Origin of the sequence: Roseivivax jejudonensis (assembly GCF_900172265.1) — a bacterium.
GTDB lineage: Bacteria > Pseudomonadota > Alphaproteobacteria > Rhodobacterales > Rhodobacteraceae > Roseivivax > Roseivivax jejudonensis.
Window position 1 is genome coordinate 230,222 of the sequence record NZ_FWFK01000001.1, and the last position, 23,662, is coordinate 253,883.

Sequence of the window (23,662 nt, forward strand, 5' to 3'; positions counted from 1 at the left end):
TCCTTGCTTATCGCACGAAAGGCGATCGATGACTGTCATATCCAGCAGATCTTCTGGCGCAATAGAGGAAATCTTCGGCCGACCGAAAGCCCTGATCGGGATGATCCATTGCCCGCCGTTCCCGGGTGCCCCCCGATATCGGGGGGCCTCGCTCGACGAAATCTGCGACGCTTGCCTGCGCGATGCCGACCGCCTCGTCGAGAACGGAATGCATGGTCTCATCGTCGAGAACCACGGAGATATCCCGTTCTCGAAGCCCGAGGATATCGGCCCGGAGACGGCCGCCTTCCTGGCCGTGGTTTCGCGACGGATCCGCGATCGCTTCGACGTGCCGCTGGGCATCAACGTGCTGGCAAACGCGCCGATCCCGGCCTTCGCGGCCGCCGCGGCCTCCGGCGCTTCTTTCATTCGGGTGAACCAATGGGCAAACGCCTATGTCGCGAACGAAGGGTTCATGGAGGGACGCGCCGCCGAAGCCATGCGATACCGGTCCGCTCTGCGTGCCGAACACATCAAGGTCTTCGCGGACTCGCACGTCAAGCATGGCGCCCATGCGATCACCGCCGATCGCACGATCGTGGAGCTGACCCGCGACCTCGCGTTCTTCGACGCCGACTGCGTGATCGCCACGGGGCAACGAACCGGCAACAGCGCAACGACCGACGAAATCACTGAAATCGCCAGCGCCACGCAGCTCCCTCTCCTGGTCGGGTCCGGCGTTTCGGAGGATAACGTCGTCGAGATCCTCGGCCTGACGAACGGCGTGATCGTCGCCTCCTCGCTGAAGGAAGACGGCGTATGGTGGAACCCGGTCGAGGCCGCCCGGGTCAAGAGCTTCGTGTCTCGGGCGTCGGAGGGTCTGTGATGGTCGAGAACCTGTCCGACCGCTGCCTGCGCGAGAACCGCGATGCCTTCGACCGGATGGTCGGTCACCGGTTCGTCCGCGATATCGCGACCGACGCCCTCCCCCGCGCCGTATTCGACAGATACCTTCTCATCGAGGGAGAATTCGTCGCGACTGCCATTTCGATCTTCGCGTTTGCCACCATAAAGACCGAGGATATCGGCGATCGCCGGCGCCTGATCGCGGTGCAGCACGCGTTGGCCAATGACCAGATCCCGTACTTTGAAAAACTGCGCGACCGGCGCGCCATCGCCGCGGCACCGCAGGTTGCAAAGGATCCGCGCGTGGTCGCGTTTGACCGCGGCATGTTCGATATCGCAGCCAAAGGAGATCTGCCGCAAATCCTGGCGGCGATGTTCGCCGCCGAATGGATGTATCTGACCTGGTGCCAGCGCGTCAGCAGCAACCCGATCAGCGACCCGGATATCCGCAAATGGGTCGACATGCACACGGACGCCGACTTCAGCGATCAGGCCCATTGGCTCAAGACCCGTCTGGACGCCGCCGGTGCAAAGATGGACGAGGCACAGGCGGCGGCCTGCAGCCGCATCTTCGGAACCGTGCAGGATCTGGAATACGACTTCCACGAAGCAGCGTACTGATCGCGTCGATCCCTCGAAACGGGAAGATTTCCCCACCGGCGCGCGGTCTCCGCCCCGCCGGTGGTCTCCGCCTCTCGGGCGGCGGGCGGTGCTCGAAGAGGTCGTCGGCCCCGACGCGGGCCGCGTGATGAACGGCTCCGAAGGTCAGGCGGGATCGAAACTGAGCCTATCCTACTGCGGCCGCGGACCATCACAGCTCGTGCGCTGACATCACAAACCGTTACACATTCAAAAAATGAATCGACCGGTGGATCGCGGTAGGATATCTCACCACACGTGATTAACCGGTAGACGGAAAAAAAGACCCCGAACGCGAGAAACGTCCGGGGTATCAAGTCTACGGTGTGCAAAGGCGAACTTGATGCAGCCAATGAGGGTGGTCAAGTTCGCCTTTTACCGTTCATATCAAACAGTGTGTTTCCTCTGCAACGAGCAATGTAGCCAACGCGACCGTGCCGATCGGCCAACCGAGGAGCGAAATCAATGGCGGAGCAGAACCCCTACATTCTCGATGAAGTCGGCCTGGCGCTGGCCGCCAAGCACTTCGCGCAGATTCCGGAAATTCGATCGGACGAGGAATTCGCGCATTACGCCCGTCAGGTCATTCAAGCGAGCAACCAGCACTCCGTCCACACGCCACTCGAAGCACGCGCGATGATCGTCGCCGTTCTCCACCGGCTGATCGAATACGATGGCAACGCCGAAACGCCGGACGCCTGCGCCTAGCTCGATCGAATTCGGAGCGCATCAGATCACTCGGTCGCTGCCGCGCCCGTCGCGGCCGGCATCGGTGCGTCATCGTCCGAGCCGCCGAAGACTGCGAGCGGCAGGACACCCACCACCACGACGATACCGACGAGGATCAGCGCGTTCCGCGACGTGGACACCCTCCCGGACTCGAATGAGCCCACGCTAGCTTGTTTGAAAGGCGCCCTGTCGGAGCAACGCATGATTGCGCAGCCTGTTGTCGCTGTTTGTCGACCCGTGGCCCTAGCCATGGTCGTTTTCCGAGAACTGATCCATCACGGATCGCGTCGAATAAGGGCGCATCATCGGGTGCGGTGCGAGTTGGCAGAACCTTTGCACCGCGCTTGACCGGCCGTATCGACCCGTTCGAAACCCATCGAGACCGCCTGCAAGAACAGGCTTGCACAAAACCTGGGAAGGCAGATCGCGCTGTTTTTAAATTATTTTTTCGGATCGCCCCGTGCGCCCGGACAAATGTGGCGCCGAAACGGCCGGCTCGCCTTCAAACCGGCCGACTGGACCAACAGACATAAGGTAATTGAACGATACGGCAAACCCCGAGCGACTTGATGGAAGAATTCCAGTTCACCGGCCTGCAAATCGCGACGTTTTCGTTCGCCTATTCGACCGGCAACGCGAATACCAATGACCTCCAGCTCAATCTTCGGGGCGTGGAGGCGATCGGCACCGGCGATGAGATCTACACGCTTCGCCAGACGCAGCAGACCGGGAATACCGGCGAGTTCGACAACGGACAGTTCTGGGAGTTGCGGGGTCCCGATGGCGATATCCTCGCCCGACAGCTCAACCCGGACGACAACAATTACCAGGGTCTCGGTGCGACCGACGAGTACATCGTCTTTCAGGGGAACAGCTTCGGCAACGTCATTATAAGCGTCAACGACCTCCCGACAGAGCCCACGGATCTGACGTTCACTCAGGCCGACGAGAGTGGCACCGTCGGTGACGGCGACGACGATGGCAATTACGATTTCACCGAAGCCGCGACAGCCGTTCCGGTCTGCTATGTGTCCGGGACGTTGATCGATACGCCGTCCGGCCCGCGGCCGGTCGAGCAGCTCAAGGCGGGTGCGCTCGTCGTAACGGCCGATGGAGGTTGGGATTGCGTCACGTGGACCGCTTCGACGTTGGTCAAGCTCGACAACTCGAGCATGGCACATGCGCCTGTGGTGGTGAAAAAGAACGCTCTAGGCTCCGGTTGCCCGAACCGGGACCTGTTCGTTTCGCCGCAACATCGGATACTTCTCGATGGTCCCGAGATCGAATTGAACTTCGGAACGCCAGAGGTGTTCTTTAAAGCCAGGGACCTGATCGACGGAGAAGGCGTTCAACAAACGTTTCGCCGCGGCTTGGTGCGCTACCACCACGTTCTTTTGAGTTCCCATCAGGTGATCGTTGCGAACGGTCTCTTGTCCGAGAGTTTCTTTCCCGGCCCGGGCAGCGTGACGATGATGTCGGCCAAGACCCGGCGAAGCCTTGCCAACGTTCTCGGGGCGACACTCGAATACGGCCCTCTGGCCCGCCCCGAGGCGCATCCTCGTCTCGCGAACGTCTTGCAGGCGCGCCTGAGAGCCGCCTAACTCCCGCGATGCACAGGCCAGATCATTTTTGCGAACCGGTTCGTGGTCGACAGCATTTTTCGCGAGATTGATGCGGGAAAGCCAGCACGACGATGTGCGAAACAAGCACCGGGCGCCAAGCAGTTCGTTCCAGCGATACTCTCGTTCGATTTGTCGTCACCAACACCGCCTCCAAATCGTGTCGTTGCAGTCAGCCCAGCGCGTCAGTCAAGTTTACTGCCAACCACTCGTATATAATATCCCGAATGCTCGGTGTGATCCGGATCGGGCATCCGAGCCGAAATGACATTCAACAAGCGCTATATTGCATGGGGCTAGATGCTGCTTTTGATTGAGGTCGCGACATCGGATATTCACGGCGCAGACTTCGGCGTTAGCTTTAACAGCCGCATTGATACGCGGCGCTGAAAACCGTATTGACCCAGAAGAAGCCAATCGAGCCCCGATATCTCTTGAGCACGCCCCCCTCCGAGACCACGATTTCCCGTGCAGGAGGGATGCCCAAGGTCTGGGCCGTCGTCATTGCGCTCCTTGCCATCGCCCTGTGGCCGACCCTCGGACGCGTTCATGTCGAGGGGTTCTCCTACCTCACAGAAACCATCTCGGTGCTGTTTCCAGACATCGCGGCAAGTGATCCCTTGTGGGGCGTCAACTCGGAGTTTTTCTACCTGACGCGGCCGGGTGCCAGCTGGCTCATGGCTCCGCTGTCAGACCTTTCGCCTGGGAATGGCTACAACATCCTCACATGGCTGGTACTGCCGCCTTTTCTCTTCGGCCTGGTTCTGGTCACGCGGCTATGGAGCGGCGCCTCGTGGCTGGCGAGTGCTTCCACGCTCTTGCTCCTGCCGATTTCCGTCGAAGTCGGCCATTTCTACAACGACAATATCGTGGCGATGAGCTTTTCGCTCTGGGCCTTGGCAAGCGTGCTGGCCGGCCCAAGCTTGATCTGGCCCGCGCTGTCCGGGGCCCTGCTGTCGATCGCCATATTGTGCCGGCTCGATAATCTGCTGCTGCTGCCGTTGATGTTGTTTTTGGCGGGATTGCCGGCAGATCGGCTCCATCGGGCGCTTTTGCGATCGGTGCTTCTGGTCGCGGCCGCCATCGCAGTCCATCTTCTCGCGTCACTCGTGGATCCCGCGGCCGCGAACCTGTTCGGGCGCATCGAACTTGCGGCTCAGGCGGATGCGCTTTGGTCTCGGGACCAGTTCCCGTTGCATGACCTGTTTGCGAGCGACGCATCGGCATGGCTGACCGCGTTCGGGCTTGGAGTACCGGCGATCATAGCCGGTATCGTGGAGGTGAGACTGCGGTCGCGCGTCGAGGCCGCGAGTGCAGAAGGTTCGGTGATGGATCGCCTGAGGCACTGGTCCGGCCCATTGTGTTTCTTTGTCTATCCCCTCGCGATCTACGCTCTGACGATGGGTAAGTATTACGATCCCCGCGGTTTCCTGACCATGTTGCCGCTTCTGGCGCCCCTGGCCGCACTGGGAGCGGATCGCTGGATGTTCGAGCCGTTGCGCGCGGGCCGGGCTCTCGGGTCGCAAAGTTCGGTCGGAGCTCTGCTGATCCTTGCCCCGTTGCTGATCCCCGGTGTGCCGGCCCCGCCGGAGCCCGAAAGTCCCGTGACGTCCTTGACCGGGCGGATCTGGCATGGGGGCGACTGGCGGAGTTGGCAGACCGCAGTGCAGCGTCGCGATGCAAACCTGCGAAGACTGGTGACCGAGCAATTGCCGCGCGGCGAAACCTCGGTTCTGGTGGCACGACAATGGACTCCCGACCGCAGGGCGCAGAATACCCTCGCCACGGAGGGTTTTCGTCTCGTGACAGAGCGCGCTGAGGGTCAAGAACGGTTCGCGTCACTGCCCGACAGCCCTGCGGCCGCGTGCGATACCCTGAGCGAGACATGGCGCCACCCGGACGGGACGCAGGTCCGCCTGCTTCGGCTCCATGTGCCTTTCCTCGCGAATGCCGCCACGAAAACGGATGCTGCCCTGGTGCTGGCACGCCCGTGTCTCGAGCAGAGCGCTTCCGATCGGCGCTTCGTCATCGATCGCGCCGAACCGGTTCGCCTGTCTGGGTCCGACCTCGACGCCAGGCATGGGGCCGCGGTCGCGAATCTGCGCACGCTCTCCCCGCATGACGCCCCGCGCCGCACCGCGCTGGAGATATTGCAGACCGCCGACTCCGTGTTGAACCGCTGACTTCACGGATCGGCCGCGCGGCGGGAGTGTGGCGGCACCGCCGGGAGCAGCCGCGGGAGCCATGCGGAACCCGTGGTCCAATGGACCCACGGCGATACACAGAATCACCGGCGGAGCTTGCACGAGCCGATGACGCAGAAGCGCTCAAGCCTGACAGAGGGACAGAGCGGCGAGCGGCGGACGTGCCTTGAACTCCGCCACCTGCTCCGGCGTGCCGAGCATGCCAACGTCGTCGAGGCGCAGCGGAGAGATGCGGACCTGCGCTCCGTCCGCGATCAATTGATTGTAGAGCGGCGCGACGTAGCGCTCCCCGCTCTCCTCGCGGCCGGCGATGCCGTAGTAGCATCGGTAAGCCCCCACGTATCGTGCAGCGCTGTCGAACCAGTAGAGGCCGACGGTCGCATGGGCTGAAATCCGCTGCTTCTCGCGCAATTCCACGACGTGTCCGTACGCATCGGTCCGCGCGAAGGACCAGCCTTCACCGGGGGCCGGGAAGCAGGGCACCCACCCGGCGCAGGTGGCGGGATCGGGGGGAACCATCGCGGCCGGCGCGACGAACGTATCGATGTTGTAAATTGCGAACGGCGCGTCTTGTGCCGCACGCTCCGCAAGCATCAAAGCTGTCGTCGCCTGCCCGTCGGTCACGCCATCGATGCTCAGGACTTCTGTTTCTCCCAAACGCAGCGCGTTGGCGCGTTCGGCGATGTAGGCCCGCGCGCCGAGCCCCTCCCGAACCGCGAACGAAAAGCGCCAGCCGGCGGTGCGGAACGCCTCAAGGCTCAGCATCGACCAGTCGAAGAGCGGGCGACCGAGCGCATCCAGCTCGTATTTCGGCCGGTCGAAACCCGCCTTGGCGAAGCGGCTACCGAGACCCGCCATGGTGATGGCGACCGTGCCGCTCATGAGCGGTCCTCCTCGGCCGAGCCGGTCTCTGCGAACGATCGTGCGACCCGGTCGCGGTCGACCAGCGCGTTCAATTCCTCGAGGCTGAGTTGGAGGAACTCGCGCGGGCGCACCGACCTGTCGTCGACGTAGAAGCCCTGCCGTCCCGGCCAGGGCTTGGCCAAGTGCAATTCGTCGAAGGGGATCTCGTGCTCGATCAGCCATTGAAGCATGCCCGGCGCCGCGGTCTTGCCGATCCTGCCGACGTTGCCGTCGTTGCTTCGCATGCCGCGCGCGGAGCTGAGAATGATGTGCCACCCCTCTGCATGAAGCGCCCTAAGTCGCGCGAGCATGCGCGGTTCGGGCACCATGTCGGCGTAGCTTTCATCCGGCCGCTTGATGGCGCACAGGGTCCCGTCGACATCGACCACGAGCGCTTTCTCGGTCTCAATCATTCCCGCCCCCATCGAGTTCGGTCAGGATTTCCGCGGCGATCAGGCAAAAGGCGATGAGCTTTCGCTCGTGGTCCACGTGAAGCGGCAGCATCGACAGAAACAGCGAGGCTTCCACCGCGCGCATCTGCGCGACGTCCCAGCCCTCGTCCACGACCCGTTCGCGGAAGGCCGCCTGCATCCAGTCCGGCGCACCGCCCTGATGCGGTTGCAACGCGAGGCCCAGAGCGTCGTTGACCTCGATGGAAAACAGGCCGTTGTTGACGAAATCGTAGCCGCCGCAAATCGAATGCGAGAACTTCGCCAAATCGTACAGCGGATGGAGGAGCGCATCCTCGCGGGTGACCGCCCCGCGCGGATCGATCAGGCGGAACAGGCTGATCCGGCTGTCGAAGAGCACGTTGGACAGACATGGATCCCCGTGACTGAACGCCAGATACGTCGCGCCATTGGCGTCGAGTGCGGCCTCGACAAGCGACGCGGCGCGGGCCTGCAAACCCGAAAGCCCGCCCGAGATGCTGGCGGCCTCGAGAAAGGCATCGACCCGGGCTCCGGCCGCACTCGCGCGGAATGCCTCCAGCCGGGTGTGCATCTTGCCCACGATCTGGTCTTGCCCCACAGCGCGAACCCGGGCCCGGCCACGCGCCTCCCGAGCCCGCGCATTCAGGAACGCGAAGAAGTGATCCAGAAGTTGCTCGAACTGGGGTTCCGAGAAAGAGCCAAGCACGAATTGCAGTGCGGCGTCCGGGACGCGCAGATGCTCCATCTTGTAGGAGGCACGTCCACGGTCCTCGGAATAGCCGAATGTCGGCAAGAGGAACCGCTTCATCTCGGGAGGTGCGAGCTCGAAGAAGCCGTGTTCCGCCTGCATTTTTGCGATATCGGAAGAGCTCTTGACGAACACGCCCTCCTTCACCGCGAGGTGGTTGAAGGCCCGCGGCTCGGTGGCGCCAGAAAGAAACGCACGCAGCGCATCGGGCTGGCGAAGATCTGCGCAGGGAAGTGGATCGGCCAGCATCTCGGCCTCGGCCTCCAGCTGCAACACGATCGACCGTCTCTCCCGCCCGGCTGATGCCGAGAGAAGCGTCAACGCGGAAGGTCCCGTCAGGACCATTGGCGCGTCGTCCTCCATGACCGGGCTGAGCAGCATCGTTCCCAGGGCAAAGCGCATCTTGCGGATCACGAAGTCGACCCTTTCGAGGTCGAATTGCCCGATAACCGTCGGCAGGCGCAGCCAAAGCCCATCGCCGCGCGCGCCCTCGATCCGGCGTTGAAGTTGCTCTTCCTCTTCGGCGGTGCGGATCACGATCACATCGTCGGCCCCGGCGCAGGCCGCGGCAAGCTCGTCCAGATACCTGCGGCGGCGACGCAGCAGGTCGCCGAAATGGATGTCGCCGATCAACCGCTGAAGCTCGGTCGGCAGCGGCTCTCGGTCATCTATGATCGCGCACAGTCTCGGCTTCATGGGATCACGCGTAACTCCGCACGACCGGCTGCGGGCACGCGGCGGGGCTCGTTTCGGCGGCGCTTCAGGTAGAGGAAGACCATCAACGGCCAGGGCAGCAGCAGTGCGATGGTGACCAGCGCCAACGCGGGACCTGCAACCGGATCGACCCCCAGATCCCACCACGGTGCGACGAGACGGGCGCCAAGCAGTTCAAGCGCCTGACCGGCGACCGCATTGACCAGGATGAGACAGACCAGAAACTCGCTCAGCCAGATCAGGAAGGACAGAAGACTGAGTTCGGGCGCGCGGCGCAGCGCAACATCGGACGCCCGCGCCACGATTACGCGAAGCGCGTCGATCTGCTGCAGCAGGCTCAGCGTGCGACGGGAGTTGTGGTTGACCAGGATATACCGCTGCAACTCGGTCAGCAGCTTTGGGCCGATCACCACAATCGTCAGCGGCAACGCCGCGATGAGCAGGGTCAGAAGCGTCAGGGTGGTCGGCGCGCCTCCCTGGCTCAGCAGAACGAGCAGGACCGGGACGAGAAACAGCGAGTCGTACATCCTGTCGATGAGAAGCGCGATCAGCGCATAGACGGCTGTTCCGCTCAGACGCCAGAGCTCGTACAGGCGGAAGAGCTCTCCGGTCTTGAACGGCAGGATCAGCGCCAGAGGCGCCGTCGCGAAATGCATGAGCGCCGCCGAACGCCCGGACAGGCCCAGAATGTCCGTTGCCAGCAGCATGAGCCGGCAGGCGCGCAGGACGTGGCTCGCCAGGTAGATACCTCCGGCGACAAGCGCTCCGATCATCGTCAGATCACTCACGAGCGGCAACAGCAGGATGACCGCGACGGCACTGAACGCGGCCGCAACCGCCGCGCCAAGCGTGTATGACGCGGCCCTCTTCACGCGTCCCACCGCGCAATGCGGGTCGATGGATAGGCCGTCCGTGGCGTGTCCCGATGCTCTCCCGTCAGAAACGCGTGCTTGTTGGAGACCCGCCGCCACAGCAGGCCGAGGATCTGAAGCCCCATGCGGCCGAGCTTGGCGTTGGACACCTGGTCGTCCTCGCGCCAGGTGAGCGGGAAGAACTGTAGGGCATGGCCGCGCGCCGCTACGGCGAGGATCAGGTAGTAATTGAACGTCAGATCGTCGGCGAAGCGCAGGTGGAAGCCGTCCGAGAACGCCGACACGCGGAACACGTTCAGGCCCGAGCCCAGATCGTAGAGCCGCGTCCCGGATACCGCCGAAAAAATCAGGTTGAAGGTTCGATTGGCCGCGGTTCGAAGCGTGGAGTATCCTTCGAGCGTCGAGCCGCGCATGAAGCGCGCGCCCATGAGGAATTCGCTCCGTTCGTGCGCGCGGGCCTCCAGATGGGGGATCAAATCGCGAATGGAGCCTTGATCGTCGCCATGCAGGACCGCCAGATGCGTATAGCCATGCGCCGCGGCATACTCGATGGCCACCTTGTGCGACCCACCAAGCCCGTAATTGCCATCGTTTTGCAAGAGAACGCGCGAGGGGACATCGGCAGCCTCCAGTCCCGCTTTGGCGGCCGCGACCGTTCCGTCGGTCGAGCGATTGTCGATGCAGAGAATGCCGTCGACCCATGTGGCGATACCGGCATCGTTGAACTGCGCAAGAACCCGTGGGATCTGTGCCGCGCAATCATACATCGGAATGAATACGAGAAGAGACACGCGTTTAACCTTGGCCCGTCGAAATGGACAGACCCGAGCTGAGGCGTCGCGTCAACCATCGCATGAAAAGGAAGTTGGCCAAAAGTGTTATCGGCGTGACAAGCGCTTTTGCCGCGCCGGAGGCCAAAGCCAGCGGGTCGGCTGCTTGAACCGGCAAGGCTGCGGCCATGGGTAGAAGAGCATGCGATAGCCACGCAACGAGCGCCGAGGCGATAAAGATCGCAACAGCCTGCCAGATCAGATACGCGGGGAACCCACGCGCCCCCAGCGCACCTTCGACCGAGAAAATCCTATTGAGCGAAACGACATAGACGAAGCTCACTGCCACCGCTGCACCGATCATGCTGCTCCAGAACGGCGAGGCGCCCAATTGCACCAGCCCCATGGTCAGCCCAACATCCAACAGCCAGCCACACCCGGATACGATGGCAAATACGAGAAAGTTGGAGTGCATGAGCCTGCTTTGCGGTTTCGCCCTTGGAAAACGGACCGGCCTTAGGCCAGCCCATACCGAGCACGCTAACGCGAGATAAGCGCCGCGTGAATTGCGGAAGCTCAGAGTTCGTCACTCAAATTACGCAACGTAAGCATTGGGAGGCTTAAACTGCTAGCGGTCTTGCGACGCTCCTTATTGCCCAGTTAACGCCTTCGGAAGCGGAAAGGCTGAAGAATTTCGCGAAGTTGGGCCAGCAGCGCAGAGGATTTCGATCAGGCGATATCGACGACCCTGATTGTTTTTACAATACATCCGAACAGTGGCCGCCCGCAACGGATGCGGAAAATTGAAATTGTCGGGTGATCAGCGCAGATCTTGTTTTGGTATATCTGGCGCGGCGCTGGATGCTCGCGAACGAATATCACCGCCGCAGAACACGCCGTCCGCGCCATGACGGACAACAAGGCCAGCCCGCAGCGATCTCAGCAGCATGTCGTTGGGCGGACCGGACAATCGGAAACGGCTGTGGGACCAACGCCGTCTCTGCTGCCGTCAATCGTGGTTCCGCCATGGGCCGCGCCCGCAAACCCACAACATTCCGAAGTTGGCACGAGACGGCGTTGGTCCCGCTCGTCCTGTCCTCGTGACCCCCGATCACCGCAACTGCGGACCATCGCCCAACGCGAAACCGAACACTGCGGGACGGAGCCATCGCGGGAGTGGCGGCGTTGTTCCCGAGCAAAAAGGCTTCTGCGATGGATGATCCGCGTTTCGGCTTCGAAGTCTACCACCTCCTGTTGGCTGCACTGGGCGCGAGCCTCCTGGTGTCATTCTGGCTGACTCACCTCGTCTCAAGCCGACCACCAGCGTCGAGCGCGCTGCTCATCGCCTGCGGTTTCGCAACGTCCCTCGTGTTTCCGGGCATGTTCGGCGCAATCGACCCGCTTCAGTCCCCGGAGCTCTGGGAGACCTCTGCCGAGATCGTCGTCATCGTCGTACTCTTCGCCACCGGACTGCGCATCGACGATCTCGGCCACAAGCGTCTCTGGCGCCCGACGATCCGGCTCCTGGCCGTAACGATGCCGCTGTCGGTCGCGGCTGTCGCGGTATTGGGCTGGGGGCTTGCGGGCATGACGGTCGGTGGCGCGATCCTCTTGGGGGCCGTGCTCGCCCCGACCGACCCGGTCCTCGCGGGCGACCTGCAGATCGGTCCGCCCCTCGGCGGGCGCGAACATCCGGTCCGCTTCGCGCTGACGACCGAGGCCGGTCTGAACGACGGCCTCGCCTTTCCGTTCGTCTACCTCGCGCTCCACATCGCCGCCGTCGGTGTGGCCCCGTCCGTCTGGCTGACCGAGTGGCTCGTTTGGGACGTGCTCTACCGGATCGCGGCCGGGGCGCTTCTCGGGGCCGCGATCGGCTGGATTCTCGGGCGCGTCCTTTTTCGACTGCCCGGTCGCAGCACGCTTGCCGAATCAGGGCCCGGCGTCCTCGCGCTCGCCGGTGTGTTCCTGACATACGGCCTGGTCGAACTGGCAGAGGGCTACGGCTTCATCGCAGCGTTTGTCGCCGGCCTCGTCTGCCGCAGGGCCGAGCATTCGCACGCGTTCCACCAGCGGCTGCATGCCTTCACCGTTTCGATCGAACATGCCGTATCGGCGATCCTCCTGGTGTTTCTCGGCGGCGTCATGCCGTCGCTTCTGTCCTATCTGGACTGGTCTCATGCGGTCATCGCATCCGCGCTCCTGCTGGTGATCAGGCCGCTGACCGGCTGGCTCGGCCTGATCGGGACCGATTTCACGAGACGGGGCCGACTGGTGATCTCCTCGTTCGGGGTGCGAGGCATCGGCTCGCTCTACTATCTCGGATACGCCTCGACTCATGTCGAGTTCGTCGACGAGGGGTCGCTTTGGGCGCTGGTGGCCTTCACCATCTTCGCTTCGACAGTGGTCCACGGATTGACCGCGAACCGTATGATCGAAGGTCTCGACCGACAGTGAGACACCGACCTGGTCGAAGGGCCGGCCTGCGTCCCGCGTTGACACGGGATCGATTAAAAAAAATCTCTTCGTATCAAGAGCCTCGCGCTTGGACGCTCGACGGCCGGGAACCCGTCGAACCGGCCGCGGGCTATCCGGTGAGGGGCCGCGATCGGTTCAGTCGAACGAGCGCTGCACGGATGTCGGGCCGGCGACCGGCTCAGGAACGAGGATGGCCCATTTCGTTGCAGGACCTTTTGGCGGGCCAGACTTCCAGCACGCCGGCGCACAGCACGAGCGCGCCGCCCACGAGTTCCCGCGGGGCCAGATGCTCACCGGCCAGGACGGCCGCCGACGCCGCACCGACGATCACCTCGGTCATCAGAAGAATGCCCACCCGCGCAGGTTCCAGTCGGACCGTCGCCCACATCAGGGCAGCGGTCGAGAGCACCCACCAAAGGCCGCCAGTCGCCAGAGCCAGAGCGGCAGGCTCAAGAAAACCTCCGACATCCGGACCGGCCGGCCATGCGCCCAGCCACGGCGCCACGACGAGCGCCGTCACCGTTGCGCCGAGCGCGAAGACGAACGCGGCCGCGACGGGCTCGACCCGCGATTTGACGCGCATCCCGGTGGTGGCGATGGACCAGAGGCCGCCGGCAAGCAGCGCCATCCACTCCCCGGTCCCTTGCGGCACCGGCAGACCGCCATCGCTGCTGAGCATGACGTAGAGTCCCGCCAAGCCAAGAAAGATCGCGACTACGCGCAAAAGCGGCGTGTGCCACCCCATGACGTACCGTGCGAACAGGCTGCTCCAGACCGGCGTGAGGAAATAGAGCAGGATGATGATCGCGACGTGCCCGTATACGAAGCCGATGGAATACAGCGCGAAGGCGGCGCCGCCCAAGGCGATCGACAGAAGTCCGATCCGGTTCGATGCAAGGAGATGGCGCCGTCGCAACACCGCAGCCGGACACAGAAGAAGCACTGCGGCCGACGTGATGGCGAGCGTTCCCCAAGCACCATCGAGGCCCGCATCGCGAAGCGACCGGATCGGCAGCCAATAGAGACCCCACAGCACGCCAGTGACAATGACAATCGCGGTGGCGAGGCTCGTGGTCTGTTGCTGGTTCATGAGGATCGCATACGTCATGCCTCCGGGGAGTCAAAGCCGCCTCGGCCGCCGCTCGAAGCCGTGCGCAAGCGGCATGCGCGCGCCTCGCCAACAGAGGACCGATCTGGTGGCCGGTCACGTCTCGAGATGCTGCGACACGGGTGGATGAGCGCGTCACGCAAGATACGCCCGACAGGCGCAGCCATTCGAATGACAAATACTCGATGATTACGCCAATATTCTGACATCTTTCATTGGAGCCTAGGCCGAACGACCATCCTGCCCGGAATCCAAGTATCAATCAGAACTCAGCCGAGAATGGATGCCAATAGCCTTGGCGACTCCCGCGCGGAGCGGCGCCGTTATCCGGGTCCAGATGAAATGGCCAGAACGCAAGAGGCGAGCTGACTTAACGTAATGAACCCGTGAGCGTTGTCACGCCGACGGGCCGAGCAGGTTTGAGCGTCAGCCTGCCGGAAACCAGATAGGATCGAATTTTCGCGCCTTTTCATTGCCTTCTGACAGGCGAAACCTTCAACTTGGACTCACCATAAGGTCACGCACGGTCGGGTATCGGGCCGTGCAATTCCGGGGAAGCTTTGCGCCGCACAGCACCCGGCGTCGAAATCCGACGCCGGAACCCGGGAATATTGACCGCTAATGGCTATTTTCTTGAGGGAGGCATCGAATGCCAGAAACAAATCAGACCGGCACCGAATGGTGGATCAACGATCAGACGCCGGACAATCCTTATGGCAAAAGCGAGGATTACGACGCCTTTCTCGATTATCTCGGCGCTCTGCCCCGCAGCCTGACGCCCGAGATCGCGTCCGAGCCGCTGAAAATCAACGTCTCCGACCTCAACGATCATCCGGGCTACAAGGATGCCGCCATCGGCGCTCTCGAGATGTGGTCGTCGGTCACGCCGCTCGAGTTCGAGATCGTCGATGACGAACCGTTCGACCCCGAAACCCAGTGGATGGAGGTCGTCAGTCCCGAACTTGGCGAGCCGAGCGACGGAAGCGCCTTTTCGGCCAACCGCTACGTGAGCATCGGCCAGCGGTTCCACGATACCGAGCCGAACCTCACCGACATCGGCGGGTATGTCTACGACAGCTTCGTACACGAGTTCGGCCACGAGTTCGGGCTGAACCACCCGGGTCTTTACAATTACAGCGGCCCCGGCGGCGTTCAGATCAACTATCTCAACAACGCGACCTGGACCTACGATCGCCAGCAATACAGCGTCATGTCCTACTTCGACGGCATCGATGTCGGGGAAGATTCGCGCTGGTCCGCGGTCACCCCGCTCATGGCCGACGTCGATGCGGTGATCCGCCGCTTCTTCTCGAGCGTGGACGAGGACGGCAACCGGACGTTCGAGACGATCGACCTCATGACCGGCGACAACGTCTACGGCTTCGGCAGCACGGAGTATGGCTACGAGCTCGAGTCGTCCGGCATGAAGAAGGATATCGGCTTCGTCATTCACGATACCGGCGGGGACGACACGATCGACTTCTCCGGCTCGACCGACGCCACGATCCTCGACCTGCGCGCCGGCAATTTCTCGAGCGTCAACGGCCACAGCAACAACGTGTCGATCTTCGACGGGTACAACGAGGACCAGGCAGAGTACTACATCGAGACCGGCATCGGCAGCGATCACGACGACATCCTCATCGGCAACGACGGCGACAACGTGCTCGACGGGCGCGGCGGCGCCGACAGCATGGCCGGCAATGACGGCGACGACACCTACTTTGTCGACAGCGCCGACGACGTGGTCCGCGAAGAGGCCGACGGCGGCACCGACACCGTCATCGTGTTGAACGAGGATCTCGACCTCGGAGAGATCGAGAACGTGGAGAACATCGTCTATACTGGCGCGACCGCTCCGGAAGAGGACGGCGGGTCCACGCCCACCGGGGAGGACAGCGGCCCAGCCGTCGCGGCCTCCGAGATCGTCTTCGGCGACGAGACCAGCGAAACGATCGACGGCGGCGCGGACGGCCAGCGCATCTTCGGGCTCGGCGGCGACGACTACATCGTCGGGGGCCGCGACACGTTCGAAAGCCGCGACATCAACAACACGATCGCGGTCGAGGACCTCGAGGATCAGACCCCGAGCGACGACGCCGCCGATGCGCTCTATGGCGGTGCCGGCAACGACACCATCGACGGCGGCGCCGGCGGCGATCTTCTCGATGGCGGCAGCGGTGACGACGTGCTGCGCGGTCAGGACGGCGAGGACACGTTCTACGGCGGCGCCGGCAGCGACACAGTCGACTACAGCCGGGAAAGCCCGTTCCAGCTGCTGGTGAACCTCGAGACCAACACCGCTTCGGGCGGCACGGGATCCGGTGACCAGTTCTACTCGATCGAGAACCTGATCGGTTCTGACGACCGGATCGACAGGTTCATCGGCACAGAGGCCGACAATCACTTCGTCGGCCGCGGTGGCGGCGACGTGTTCAACGGCCGCGAGGGCGACGACACGCTCGATGGCGGGCGCGACGGCGACCTTCTCTACGGTGAGGGGGGCGACGACTACATCGTCGGCGGTGCCGGGCAGGATTACCTCAACGGTGGCGCCGGGACCGACACGATCGATTACTCGGGCAGCGACGAGGGCGTAACCGTGGACCTCGCCGGGGGCACGGCCCGGGGCGGCGATGCCGACGGCCCGGTCCAGATCGTCGGACGCGGTACCACGATCCGCCACGACATCATCGAGAATGTCGAGAACGTCGATGGCTCGTATTATGGCGACCACCTGATCGGGACCGACGGCGAGAACGTCCTGTCGGGCGCACAGGGCGACGACACGCTGACCGGCAGTCTCGGCGCCGACACGCTCGACGGCGGCACCGGCCGCGACACCGCGGACTATTCGACGAGCGAAACCGGGGTGAACATCAACCTGCAGTCCGGCAATACCGAGGGCGACACCTACGCGTCGATCGAAAACCTCTCGGGCTCGGGCATGGATGACCGGATCCGGGGTGACCGGGGCGAAAACGTGCTGACCGGCCAGGGCGGCGACGACGTTCTGCGCGGCGCGGCCGGGGACGACACGCTGCTCGGGGACTTCGCCTACGACGACGAGTCGATCCCGCGTCCGGGCCTGGGCAGCGGCTACGCGAGCCTCGGGGCGGATGCCGACAACAACACGCTCGAAACCGCGTTCGATATCTCGGACAATTTCTCGCTGGAGGAGGATCCGGACATCTTCGACTCGACAGAGGTTCTGCACACGACCGTTGAGTCGACGGGCAACGGCCAAGGCGACTACTACCGGATCGACCTCGCGGCTGGCACGGTCATCACGCTCGACATCGACGGCATCGCCGATCCGAGCGTGCATGACAGCTGGATCCGGCTGCTTGACGAGAACGGCGAAATCGTCGCGCAGAACGACGATGCCGGCGGCGATCCCGGGTCGACCTCGAACCGCGACTCGAGCCTGGTCTACAGCGTCGAGGAAACCGGCACCTACTACATCCTCGAGGGCCAGTGGTCCCCGGAGACGGGCGACTTCGATCCGTCGGTGCCCGAGGGCTCGACCTACGAGCTCAACGTGTCGGTAGAGTTCCCGCCGGAGCCGATCGAGCCGGGCACGCCGGGCAACGACCGCCTCGCCGGTGGGCGCGGCAACGACCTGCTGGACGGCGGTCTCGGCGACGATATCCTCTTCGGCGGTCAGGGCGCGGACAGCTTCCGCTTCTCGACCGAGCTCGGGGCGGACAACGTGGACCGTATCCGCGACTTCGACAGCGGCGAGGACATGGTGCTTCTGGACAGCGAGATCTTTGCGGGTCTGGGCGCGGAAGGCCCGCTGTCCTTCGGAGCATTCCATTCCAGCGCGACGGGCGAGGCGCAGGACGCGGAGGACCGGCTTGTCTACAACACGCGGAGCGGCGACCTGTCCTGGGACGCGGACGGCTCCGGCGATGTCGAGGCGGTCACGTTCGCCCGCCTGCAATCGGCGCCCGAGCTCACGGAGTCGGACTTCATCCTCGTGTGATACGATCCGCGGGAGGGCGCCGTCCGGCGCCCTCCCCGTCCGAGCCCGGCACGTTTCCCGGGGCATTCATCGCAAAGGGCTTGAACATGGCCTCCGACCTGCACCGTCGACAGCTCCTGTCGTGTCTCGCTGCGCTCCCCTTCACGCTCGCAACCGCCGCCTGTGCATCAGAGATGCGCGGTGAACTGACTTTTGCGGACGGCGGGGCGATCCCCCAAGGGACGATCCGCGTCTTCGCCGAACCGACCGGCGACCGGTCCGACGTTGTCCTCGAGAGCGACGGCAAGGCACGCGCCCTGGCGTTCTCCCTGCCGCACGGCGATGCGGAGCCGCGCCAGATCGTTGCCGTGCTCGAACGCAAAGACGGCTGGCTTCTGGCACGCGGCAGCGCGGCACCGTCCGACCCACTGTCCATCACGCTCTACGAGGCAGCACGCTGACGCGGCGCGGGCCGGCTCCCGGCTCAGGCGCCGGGGTTCGACATCCGGTCGGGCCGAAGCGCGAAACAGAGGCACTTCGCATCTGGCGAACGGCGTTCGCGCCCCTCCTGCACGGCCCTCGGCCAGGAAACGCAAGCGACACACCTACCCGACAGCGCTGCCGTCGGCATTCCAATCGGACCAGCCGGGAAACCGGAGCGGCTCGGCCTGATCGAGGCGCGTCAGGTGTGCCGACCAGGCGTCTTGGTTGTGGCGAAGCCGCTCCTGGACGCTTGCCTCATCCTCGTAGCTGTAGCCGTGCCCCTGGACACCGTAGGAAATGAAGGGCGGCAGCACCGAAAACCCCATGTAATGCATCGAATATTGCACGGGCCAGAGCATCGTCTCGAAGTCGCCGCCCCGGCCCCCTGGCCCGAAGGCCGCCTGCGGGGCGCCCGTCGTCACGGAGACGATCGCGCGGCGCCCCCTGAAATAGCCCGCATCATAGCGCATCCGACTGGTGTAGAGCCCGCCGCTGACGAACACGCGGTCCATCCAGCCTTTGAGAATGGCGGGCGGCCCATGCCACCAGAGCGGAAACTGAAGGACGACCAGGTCCGAGCGTTCCAGTTGCCGGATTTCGACGGAAACGTCGTCGGGCAGAGCATCGATGCGCCAGGCATGGCGCTGCTCGGCGAGCGGAGCGAACGTGTCAGGCTGGGCGCGGTTCGCGTAGTGCCGGCCGCTTTCGACCGGGTCGAAGCCCGCGCGGTAGAGGTCGCTCACCGTCACGCTACCCCGTTTCCGCATCGTGCGCTCTGCGGCCCGAGTGAGCGCGGCATTGTAGGATCTCGGCTCGGGATGGGCATGAACGATATGGGTGTGCATCTGAGCGCCTTCCGGCATCGGTTTCGGGTCACCTCGACGCTGCACGATCACTTCTGATATGTCTTCGGACACATCTGATAGCCGTGCTTTCAAAAATGAACAAAAAGCTTGATTGGAACGACTACGCGACGGTCCTGCGGATCGCGGAGGCCGGCTCGCTCGCCGGGGCGGCCCACCGGATCGGATCGAGTCATCCGACGATGTTCCGCAGGATCAACGCGGTCGAGGCCAAGCTCGGCGTGCGGCTTTTCGAGCGGTTCCGCACGGGCTATCGGCTCACGAGCGCAGGCGAGAAGGTCGCGGCCGCCGCGCGGGAGATCGAGGAACTTACCAACGAGACCGAACGGCGCGTCGCGGGACATGACCTTCGCCCCTCGGGCATCGTAAGGCTGGCGACGACCGATACGCTGCTCTGCGGGCTTCTGGCGCCAGAGATCGCCCGCTTGCGACACGAGGAACCGCAGATCGTGCTGGAGGTCGCCGTGTCCAACGAAACCTCCAACCTCTCCTTCCGCGAGGCCGATATCGCGATCCGGCCCTCCGCTGCGCCGGACGAGCACCTGGTCGGTCGCCGGCTGGGCGTGATCGAGCAAGCAGCCTATGCCGCGCGGGCCTTCGAACCCGCCGACCAGCCGTCACGGAGTTGGGCGGCCCTGCCATGGGTCGGGCCGACTCCCCTTATGCCCTATCCGCAGTTGCACGCGTGGATGCGCGACGCGGGATGTGACATGTCCTGCGTTTGCCGCATGGACAGCGTTCTGGGTATGCACGCCGCCGTGCGCTCCGGTCTCGGTGTGGCGATCCTGCCGTGCTATCTTGCCGAAGCGGATGGCGCGCTGCGCCGCATCGGACCTGAGGTCGAAGGTCTCGCGGTGGACCTCTGGATGCTGACCCATCCCGACCTTCGACAAACCGCGCGGGTGCGCGCCGTTCTCGATCACCTCGGAGGCAGGCTCGGCCACGCGCTGAAGGCGACCGCCAGCGTCCGCTAGTCCAGCCACGCTGAAGCAAGCCGAGCGTGCGTGAAGAAGCCGAAAAAGAGCCGGTTGTACCCCGCTGCGCTTGAACGCAATCTGACCCGCACGACACAGACCACGTGAACGCGACCTGCGTAACCGAAGCAGGTGGGCTCCGCCTTGGCCTGCCGTCGAGCCAGTATAGATCAGGAATGCGTTTCAGCGCGTGATCATTGCCGGGAGTATTGTTCCAGAGTGCGACTTGAACTGACTGTTCCGAAGGACCTTCGTGGGAAAACCGAAATGCTGGACGCATTGGATGCCGTGGAGGGACGCGACGACACCAAGGCCCTGTTGCGCCCGATCCTCGAGATCGTGAGCCGCGCCGTCTCCTCCGGCATCCAGCAGGAGGTCTTCGACAACTTCGCTCGATACCGGGACGAGACGTCCCTGCCCCGGCAAGGCCTCGGGGATGTGCGCATCGCGCTCGACCTGCCGGAGACGGATCTGGAGGCGGCGCGCGGCGACCTCATCGATATCGCGATGGAGGGGTCCGAGTGGATTTGGCAGACCACGTCAGACGGACGGACCGCCGCGGTCTTCGAGGTGCTTTGCGACATCCTCGACGAAGGACTCGCCCCCGTGGATCAGCAGGCCCTGCTGGACGCGAACCTCGCCGACCTGGCGAGTTGACGATCGGTCGGCGCCAGCGCGTGTCCGATACTCCGAGTGCCGTTTCGATAGAGCGACCCGCATCATGGCTGACGGTCGAGCCATGACGGACCGGCCGTCAGGTCTATGCCTGCCAGGAGGATTTCGTGGGTGGCCAAAATTCGGCCGTCCGGCGGGTCGTAGAGACCGCGTCGCTGCCCTTCGCCGAGACCTTCATCCCGGCGATGCTGCCCGATACGCCGGAGCACTTCACGATCTGCGAAGAGCTTTTCGAACCGGTGCCCCGCGACACCCGGCTGGAGCCTGTGACCAGCGACCGTCAGGAACTGATCCTGAACGGCGAGATCGACGTCGAGACCGATTTCAGCTGGGGCGCCCGGGCGGCCGAGACGCTGCCGAACCGCCAGACCATCGTCTTTCCGGAGTCGGTCCACGGCACGATCCTCTGCAGCCAGTGCGCGCGCGACATCACCGAGGCCAATATCGGGTCTCCGCAAGGCTCGCTCGACCCCTCCTGCATCGCCGACCTGCGCCCGCCGGTGTTGTTGCTGGACGGAACGATGCATCCTCTGCCCCTGTGATCTCGGAGAGGCGCCGCGAAGGAGCATCCGGATGCTCCTTCGCGGCGACACAGCACGCTGACGGTCGGTGAAGCATGACACACGCGGACGCGATACGATCCGAACGGCGCCAACCGGTGCAGCGCATTGACGATCGAAGTGCGGCTTGGGCCTTGCGTGGCCGTCGTGGCGCGGCGCATCGAACGGACTTCGGCCAGGGCCCCTCGCGCGTCCTTGAGTATTTTTGCCAAGAAGAAGGGGAAAACGGGCGGTCTGCAGGCCGCGGCGCGCGCTTGGGCGGGGCATCGTGCCAGCCGAGTGGTCGGACCGAGAGCGGAGCGGGTGGCGTCCGGGTCGAGACCGCAAATCCGGCGGTCGCCGCAGGTGCGCGCGCGCGGCGTGGCCGATGCGTGCCCGACCGTGTTCCAGCGAACAGCGCGGCGATCGACCCGGCCCGAACGCCGTTCGCCGCGGCCCGTTCACCGCTCGGCCGCCCCGCCTCTGGCTGACCCTCCTATCTTGAAAGAGACAGGCGGCCTGCGGAAGGTGTAAATTCCAATCGCTGAATGACGTCGAGGGATCTCACGATGGTTCCGTTCCTTCCCGGCCGGCGACGCTTCTCGCAACTCAGCGAGCAGGAAGTCCTCGCGCTCGCCATTTCGGCAGAAGAGGACGACGGCCGCATCTACCGGGGCTACGCGGCGCGGCTGCGCGACGACTTTCCGGCGAGCGCCGAGATCTTCGACGGCATGGCGCGCGAGGAAGCCGAACACCAGCAAAGGCTGATCAACCGGCACAAGCAGCGGTTCGGGGAGACCATCCCTCTTATCCGGCGCGAACATGTCGCCGACTTCTACAGGCAACGGCCTGTCTGGTTGGTGGAAACCCTGTCGCTCGAGGAGATCCGCGCCCAGGCGAAGATCATGGAACGGGAGGCGCAGAGGTTCTACGAGGCCGCCGCGCGCCGCTCGACGGATGCCGATACCCGGGCATTGCTGAACGACCTTGCCGCGGCCGAAGCCGGCCACGAGAGAGAAGCGTCGGAACTCGAGGCCGTCCATCTCGGCGAGGCGGCCCGCGATGCGGAAGACGAAGCCGCGCACCGGCAATTCGTCCTGACATGGGTGCAGCCGGGCCTTGCCGGACTGATGGACGGTTCGGTGTCCACCCTCGCGCCGATCTTCGCCACGGCGTTCGCCACTCAGGATCCGTGGACGACCTTTCTCGTCGGGCTCGCCGCCTCGGTCGGCGCGGGCATCTCGATGGGCTTTACCGAAGCCGCCTCGGACGATGGCGCGATCTCGGGGCGGGGATCTCCCTGGAAGCGCGGCTTCGCGTCAGGCATCATGACGACCGTCGGCGGTCTGGGACACGCGCTGCCGTATCTCATCCCGCATTTCTGGACTGCGACCACGATCGCTTTCGTGGTGGTCTTCCTCGAGCTTTGGGCGATCGCCTGGATCCAGAAGCGATACATGGCGACGCCGTTCCTGCGGGCCGTGGTCCAGGTCGTGATCGGTGGCGCGCTCGTGCTCGGCGCCGGTATCCTGATCGGGTCGGGCTGAGCGCGCCGCGGCCGGGTCGGCCAAGCACGGCGCAGGCGATTGCCGCATTGCAGCGCCCGGGCGGGGAAGCTGCGCTCCGGCCCCGGACAGTCAATCCTTTTCCACCCCCGGCCGGAGCACCCGGCGAGAGGCGGCGTAAGCATCCGCTTACGCGGGCCCGTATCAGCGCTCGGTCAATGGCCTGTCGGCCCGTCCGCGCGTCATGTCAGACCCACGGCCAACCCGGTCGGGAAACCCTAATCCCTGAAAGGACATGACATGACCAAACTCCTGCTCGCCGCTCCGCTCGCTCTCATGCCCGCTTTCGCTCACGCCCTTCCCGCCGTCGGCGATATGGTCGGGACCACCCCCGCAGAGGCGACCGCCGCGCTGGCAAATGCCGGGTGTGCCGTCGACGAGTTCGAGGCGGAAGGCGGCCAGATCGAGGCCAAGTGCCGCGATGACGCTGCCAAACGATACGAGGTCTACATCGACCCGAAGTCCGGCATCGTCACCAAGATCAAGTCCGAGGATTGAG

Annotated in this window: 22 protein-coding genes; 13 read left to right on the forward strand and 9 right to left on the reverse strand. The window is 64.2% G+C overall.

Translation table 11 applies throughout. From position 1 onward, the window contains the following. Positions 1-28 precede the first annotated feature (28 nt). The 3 genes from ROJ8625_RS01140 to ROJ8625_RS01150 all read left to right on the forward strand — a co-directional run bounded on the left by ROJ8625_RS01140 (position 29) and on the right by ROJ8625_RS01150 (position 2,232). On the forward strand, positions 29-865 hold the full coding sequence (locus ROJ8625_RS01140; protein ID WP_085790012.1) for a BtpA/SgcQ family protein: 837 nt from the start codon (positions 29-31) through the stop codon (positions 863-865). After that, a complete protein-coding gene (locus ROJ8625_RS01145) occupies positions 865-1,506 on the forward strand; it encodes a TenA family protein (RefSeq protein ID WP_085790013.1) in 642 nt (213 codons plus the stop codon). Before ROJ8625_RS01140 ends, ROJ8625_RS01145 begins: the two co-directional genes overlap by 1 nt. A gap of 483 nt (positions 1,507-1,989) precedes the next feature. Further along, positions 1,990-2,232, forward strand: a complete 243-nt coding sequence (locus ROJ8625_RS01150; RefSeq protein WP_085790014.1) for a hypothetical protein — start codon at positions 1,990-1,992, stop codon at positions 2,230-2,232. A gap of 26 nt (positions 2,233-2,258) precedes the next feature. Here ROJ8625_RS01150 and ROJ8625_RS21435 read toward each other — a convergent pair whose 3' ends face one another. Then, complete coding sequence (locus tag ROJ8625_RS21435) at positions 2,259-2,393, reverse strand: hypothetical protein (RefSeq protein ID WP_268794680.1); 135 nt, start codon at positions 2,391-2,393, stop codon at positions 2,259-2,261. 429 nt (positions 2,394-2,822) lie between these two features. On the opposite strand from ROJ8625_RS21435, the gene ROJ8625_RS01155 reads away from it, so the two are divergent. Together ROJ8625_RS01155 and ROJ8625_RS01160 are read left to right on the forward strand one after the other, a co-directional pair. After that, entirely contained in the window at positions 2,823-3,854 is a 1,032-nt protein-coding gene (locus ROJ8625_RS01155) for a Hint domain-containing protein (RefSeq protein WP_085790015.1), read from the forward strand. Positions 3,855-4,351: 497 nt separating this feature from the next. Further along, positions 4,352-6,055 carry a hypothetical protein gene (locus ROJ8625_RS01160; RefSeq protein WP_085790016.1) on the forward strand — a complete coding sequence of 568 codons (1,704 nt, stop codon included), beginning with the start codon at positions 4,352-4,354 and terminating at the stop codon, positions 6,053-6,055. A gap of 144 nt (positions 6,056-6,199) precedes the next feature. On the opposite strand, the gene ROJ8625_RS01165 is transcribed toward ROJ8625_RS01160, so the two are convergent. Genes ROJ8625_RS01165 through ROJ8625_RS01190 form a run of 6 tightly spaced genes read right to left on the reverse strand, consistent with a single transcriptional unit; the run spans position 6,200 to position 10,989 of the window. Then, positions 6,200-6,958, reverse strand: coding sequence for a glycosyltransferase family 2 protein (locus ROJ8625_RS01165; RefSeq protein WP_085790017.1), 759 nt, complete (start codon positions 6,956-6,958; stop codon positions 6,200-6,202). Continuing rightward, on the reverse strand, positions 6,955-7,392 hold the full coding sequence (locus ROJ8625_RS01170) for an HAD family hydrolase (protein ID WP_085790018.1): 438 nt from the start codon (positions 7,390-7,392) through the stop codon (positions 6,955-6,957). Before ROJ8625_RS01170 ends, ROJ8625_RS01165 begins: the two co-directional genes overlap by 4 nt. Next, complete coding sequence (locus ROJ8625_RS01175) at positions 7,385-8,854, reverse strand: hypothetical protein (RefSeq protein WP_085790019.1); 1,470 nt, start codon at positions 8,852-8,854, stop codon at positions 7,385-7,387. The genes ROJ8625_RS01170 and ROJ8625_RS01175 overlap by 8 nt, the downstream gene beginning before the upstream one ends. Continuing rightward, positions 8,851-9,744 (reverse strand): hypothetical protein, encoded by an 894-nt coding sequence (locus ROJ8625_RS01180; RefSeq protein ID WP_143535007.1) that lies wholly within the window; start codon positions 9,742-9,744, stop codon positions 8,851-8,853. The genes ROJ8625_RS01175 and ROJ8625_RS01180 overlap by 4 nt, the downstream gene beginning before the upstream one ends. Beyond that, a complete protein-coding gene (locus ROJ8625_RS01185; protein WP_234984129.1) occupies positions 9,741-10,535 on the reverse strand; it encodes a glycosyltransferase family 2 protein in 795 nt (264 codons plus the stop codon). Before ROJ8625_RS01185 ends, ROJ8625_RS01180 begins: the two co-directional genes overlap by 4 nt. 4 nt (positions 10,536-10,539) lie before the next feature. Beyond that, positions 10,540-10,989 (reverse strand): GtrA family protein, encoded by a 450-nt coding sequence (locus ROJ8625_RS01190; protein ID WP_085790022.1) that lies wholly within the window; start codon positions 10,987-10,989, stop codon positions 10,540-10,542. A gap of 737 nt (positions 10,990-11,726) precedes the next feature. Here ROJ8625_RS01190 and ROJ8625_RS01195 point away from each other — a divergent pair. Then, entirely contained in the window at positions 11,727-12,968 is a 1,242-nt protein-coding gene (locus tag ROJ8625_RS01195) for a cation:proton antiporter (RefSeq protein ID WP_085790023.1), read from the forward strand. Positions 12,969-13,167: 199 nt separating this feature from the next. Here ROJ8625_RS01195 and ROJ8625_RS01200 read toward each other — a convergent pair whose 3' ends face one another. Further along, complete coding sequence (locus ROJ8625_RS01200) at positions 13,168-14,097, reverse strand: DMT family transporter (protein ID WP_234984130.1); 930 nt, start codon at positions 14,095-14,097, stop codon at positions 13,168-13,170. 649 nt (positions 14,098-14,746) lie between these two features. Here ROJ8625_RS01200 and ROJ8625_RS01205 point away from each other — a divergent pair. Both ROJ8625_RS01205 and ROJ8625_RS01210 read left to right on the forward strand, forming a co-directional pair. After that, positions 14,747-18,085, forward strand: coding sequence for a M10 family metallopeptidase C-terminal domain-containing protein (locus ROJ8625_RS01205; RefSeq protein WP_085790024.1), 3,339 nt, complete (start codon positions 14,747-14,749; stop codon positions 18,083-18,085). An 86-nt stretch (positions 18,086-18,171) separates the two neighbouring features. Continuing rightward, positions 18,172-18,525, forward strand: a complete 354-nt coding sequence (locus ROJ8625_RS01210; RefSeq protein ID WP_085790025.1) for a hypothetical protein — start codon at positions 18,172-18,174, stop codon at positions 18,523-18,525. A gap of 144 nt (positions 18,526-18,669) precedes the next feature. Here the strand turns inward: ROJ8625_RS01210 and ROJ8625_RS01215 are convergent, their stop codons facing one another. After that, entirely contained in the window at positions 18,670-19,410 is a 741-nt protein-coding gene (locus ROJ8625_RS01215; RefSeq protein WP_306372285.1) for an NAD(P)H-dependent oxidoreductase, read from the reverse strand. A gap of 77 nt (positions 19,411-19,487) precedes the next feature. Here ROJ8625_RS01215 and ROJ8625_RS01220 point away from each other — a divergent pair, with 77 nt between their 5' ends. From ROJ8625_RS01220 to ROJ8625_RS01240, 5 genes are all read left to right on the forward strand, one after another. Beyond that, positions 19,488-20,384 (forward strand): LysR family transcriptional regulator, encoded by an 897-nt coding sequence (locus ROJ8625_RS01220; RefSeq protein ID WP_085790027.1) that lies wholly within the window; start codon positions 19,488-19,490, stop codon positions 20,382-20,384. 267 nt (positions 20,385-20,651) lie between these two features. Beyond that, complete coding sequence (locus ROJ8625_RS01225; protein ID WP_085790028.1) at positions 20,652-21,041, forward strand: hypothetical protein; 390 nt, start codon at positions 20,652-20,654, stop codon at positions 21,039-21,041. Between the two features lie 125 nt (positions 21,042-21,166). Further along, positions 21,167-21,601 (forward strand): alpha/beta hydrolase, encoded by a 435-nt coding sequence (locus ROJ8625_RS01230; protein ID WP_085790029.1) that lies wholly within the window; start codon positions 21,167-21,169, stop codon positions 21,599-21,601. 566 nt (positions 21,602-22,167) lie between these two features. Next, complete coding sequence (gene mbfA, locus ROJ8625_RS01235; protein WP_085790030.1) at positions 22,168-23,145, forward strand: iron exporter MbfA; 978 nt, start codon at positions 22,168-22,170, stop codon at positions 23,143-23,145. Between the two features lie 258 nt (positions 23,146-23,403). Then, entirely contained in the window at positions 23,404-23,661 is a 258-nt protein-coding gene (locus ROJ8625_RS01240; protein ID WP_085790031.1) for a PepSY domain-containing protein, read from the forward strand. The last annotated feature ends 1 nt before the right edge of the window (position 23,662 follow it).

Coding starts and splice junctions, on each gene's coding strand:
- ROJ8625_RS01140 (WP_085790012.1), top strand. CDS start 29: ATGACTGTCATATCCAGCAGATCTTCTGGCGCAATAGAGGAAATCTTC.
- ROJ8625_RS01145 (WP_085790013.1), top strand. CDS start 865: ATGGTCGAGAACCTGTCCGACCGCTGCCTGCGCGAGAACCGCGATGCC.
- ROJ8625_RS01150 (WP_085790014.1), top strand. CDS start 1,990: ATGGCGGAGCAGAACCCCTACATTCTCGATGAAGTCGGCCTGGCGCTG.
- ROJ8625_RS01155 (WP_085790015.1), top strand. CDS start 2,823: ATGGAAGAATTCCAGTTCACCGGCCTGCAAATCGCGACGTTTTCGTTC.
- ROJ8625_RS01160 (WP_085790016.1), top strand. CDS start 4,352: ATGCCCAAGGTCTGGGCCGTCGTCATTGCGCTCCTTGCCATCGCCCTG.
- ROJ8625_RS01165 (WP_085790017.1), bottom strand. CDS start 6,958: ATGAGCGGCACGGTCGCCATCACCATGGCGGGTCTCGGTAGCCGCTTC.
- ROJ8625_RS01170 (WP_085790018.1), bottom strand. CDS start 7,392: ATGATTGAGACCGAGAAAGCGCTCGTGGTCGATGTCGACGGGACCCTG.
- ROJ8625_RS01175 (WP_085790019.1), bottom strand. CDS start 8,854: ATGAAGCCGAGACTGTGCGCGATCATAGATGACCGAGAGCCGCTGCCG.
- ROJ8625_RS01190 (WP_085790022.1), bottom strand. CDS start 10,989: ATGCACTCCAACTTTCTCGTATTTGCCATCGTATCCGGGTGTGGCTGG.
- ROJ8625_RS01195 (WP_085790023.1), top strand. CDS start 11,727: ATGGATGATCCGCGTTTCGGCTTCGAAGTCTACCACCTCCTGTTGGCT.
- ROJ8625_RS01200 (WP_234984130.1), bottom strand. CDS start 14,097: ATGACGTATGCGATCCTCATGAACCAGCAACAGACCACGAGCCTCGCC.
- ROJ8625_RS01205 (WP_085790024.1), top strand. CDS start 14,747: ATGCCAGAAACAAATCAGACCGGCACCGAATGGTGGATCAACGATCAG.
- ROJ8625_RS01210 (WP_085790025.1), top strand. CDS start 18,172: ATGGCCTCCGACCTGCACCGTCGACAGCTCCTGTCGTGTCTCGCTGCG.
- ROJ8625_RS01215 (WP_306372285.1), bottom strand. CDS start 19,410: ATGCCGGAAGGCGCTCAGATGCACACCCATATCGTTCATGCCCATCCC.
- ROJ8625_RS01220 (WP_085790027.1), top strand. CDS start 19,488: ATGAACAAAAAGCTTGATTGGAACGACTACGCGACGGTCCTGCGGATC.
- ROJ8625_RS01225 (WP_085790028.1), top strand. CDS start 20,652: ATGCTGGACGCATTGGATGCCGTGGAGGGACGCGACGACACCAAGGCC.
- mbfA (WP_085790030.1), top strand. CDS start 22,168: ATGGTTCCGTTCCTTCCCGGCCGGCGACGCTTCTCGCAACTCAGCGAG.
- ROJ8625_RS01240 (WP_085790031.1), top strand. CDS start 23,404: ATGACCAAACTCCTGCTCGCCGCTCCGCTCGCTCTCATGCCCGCTTTC.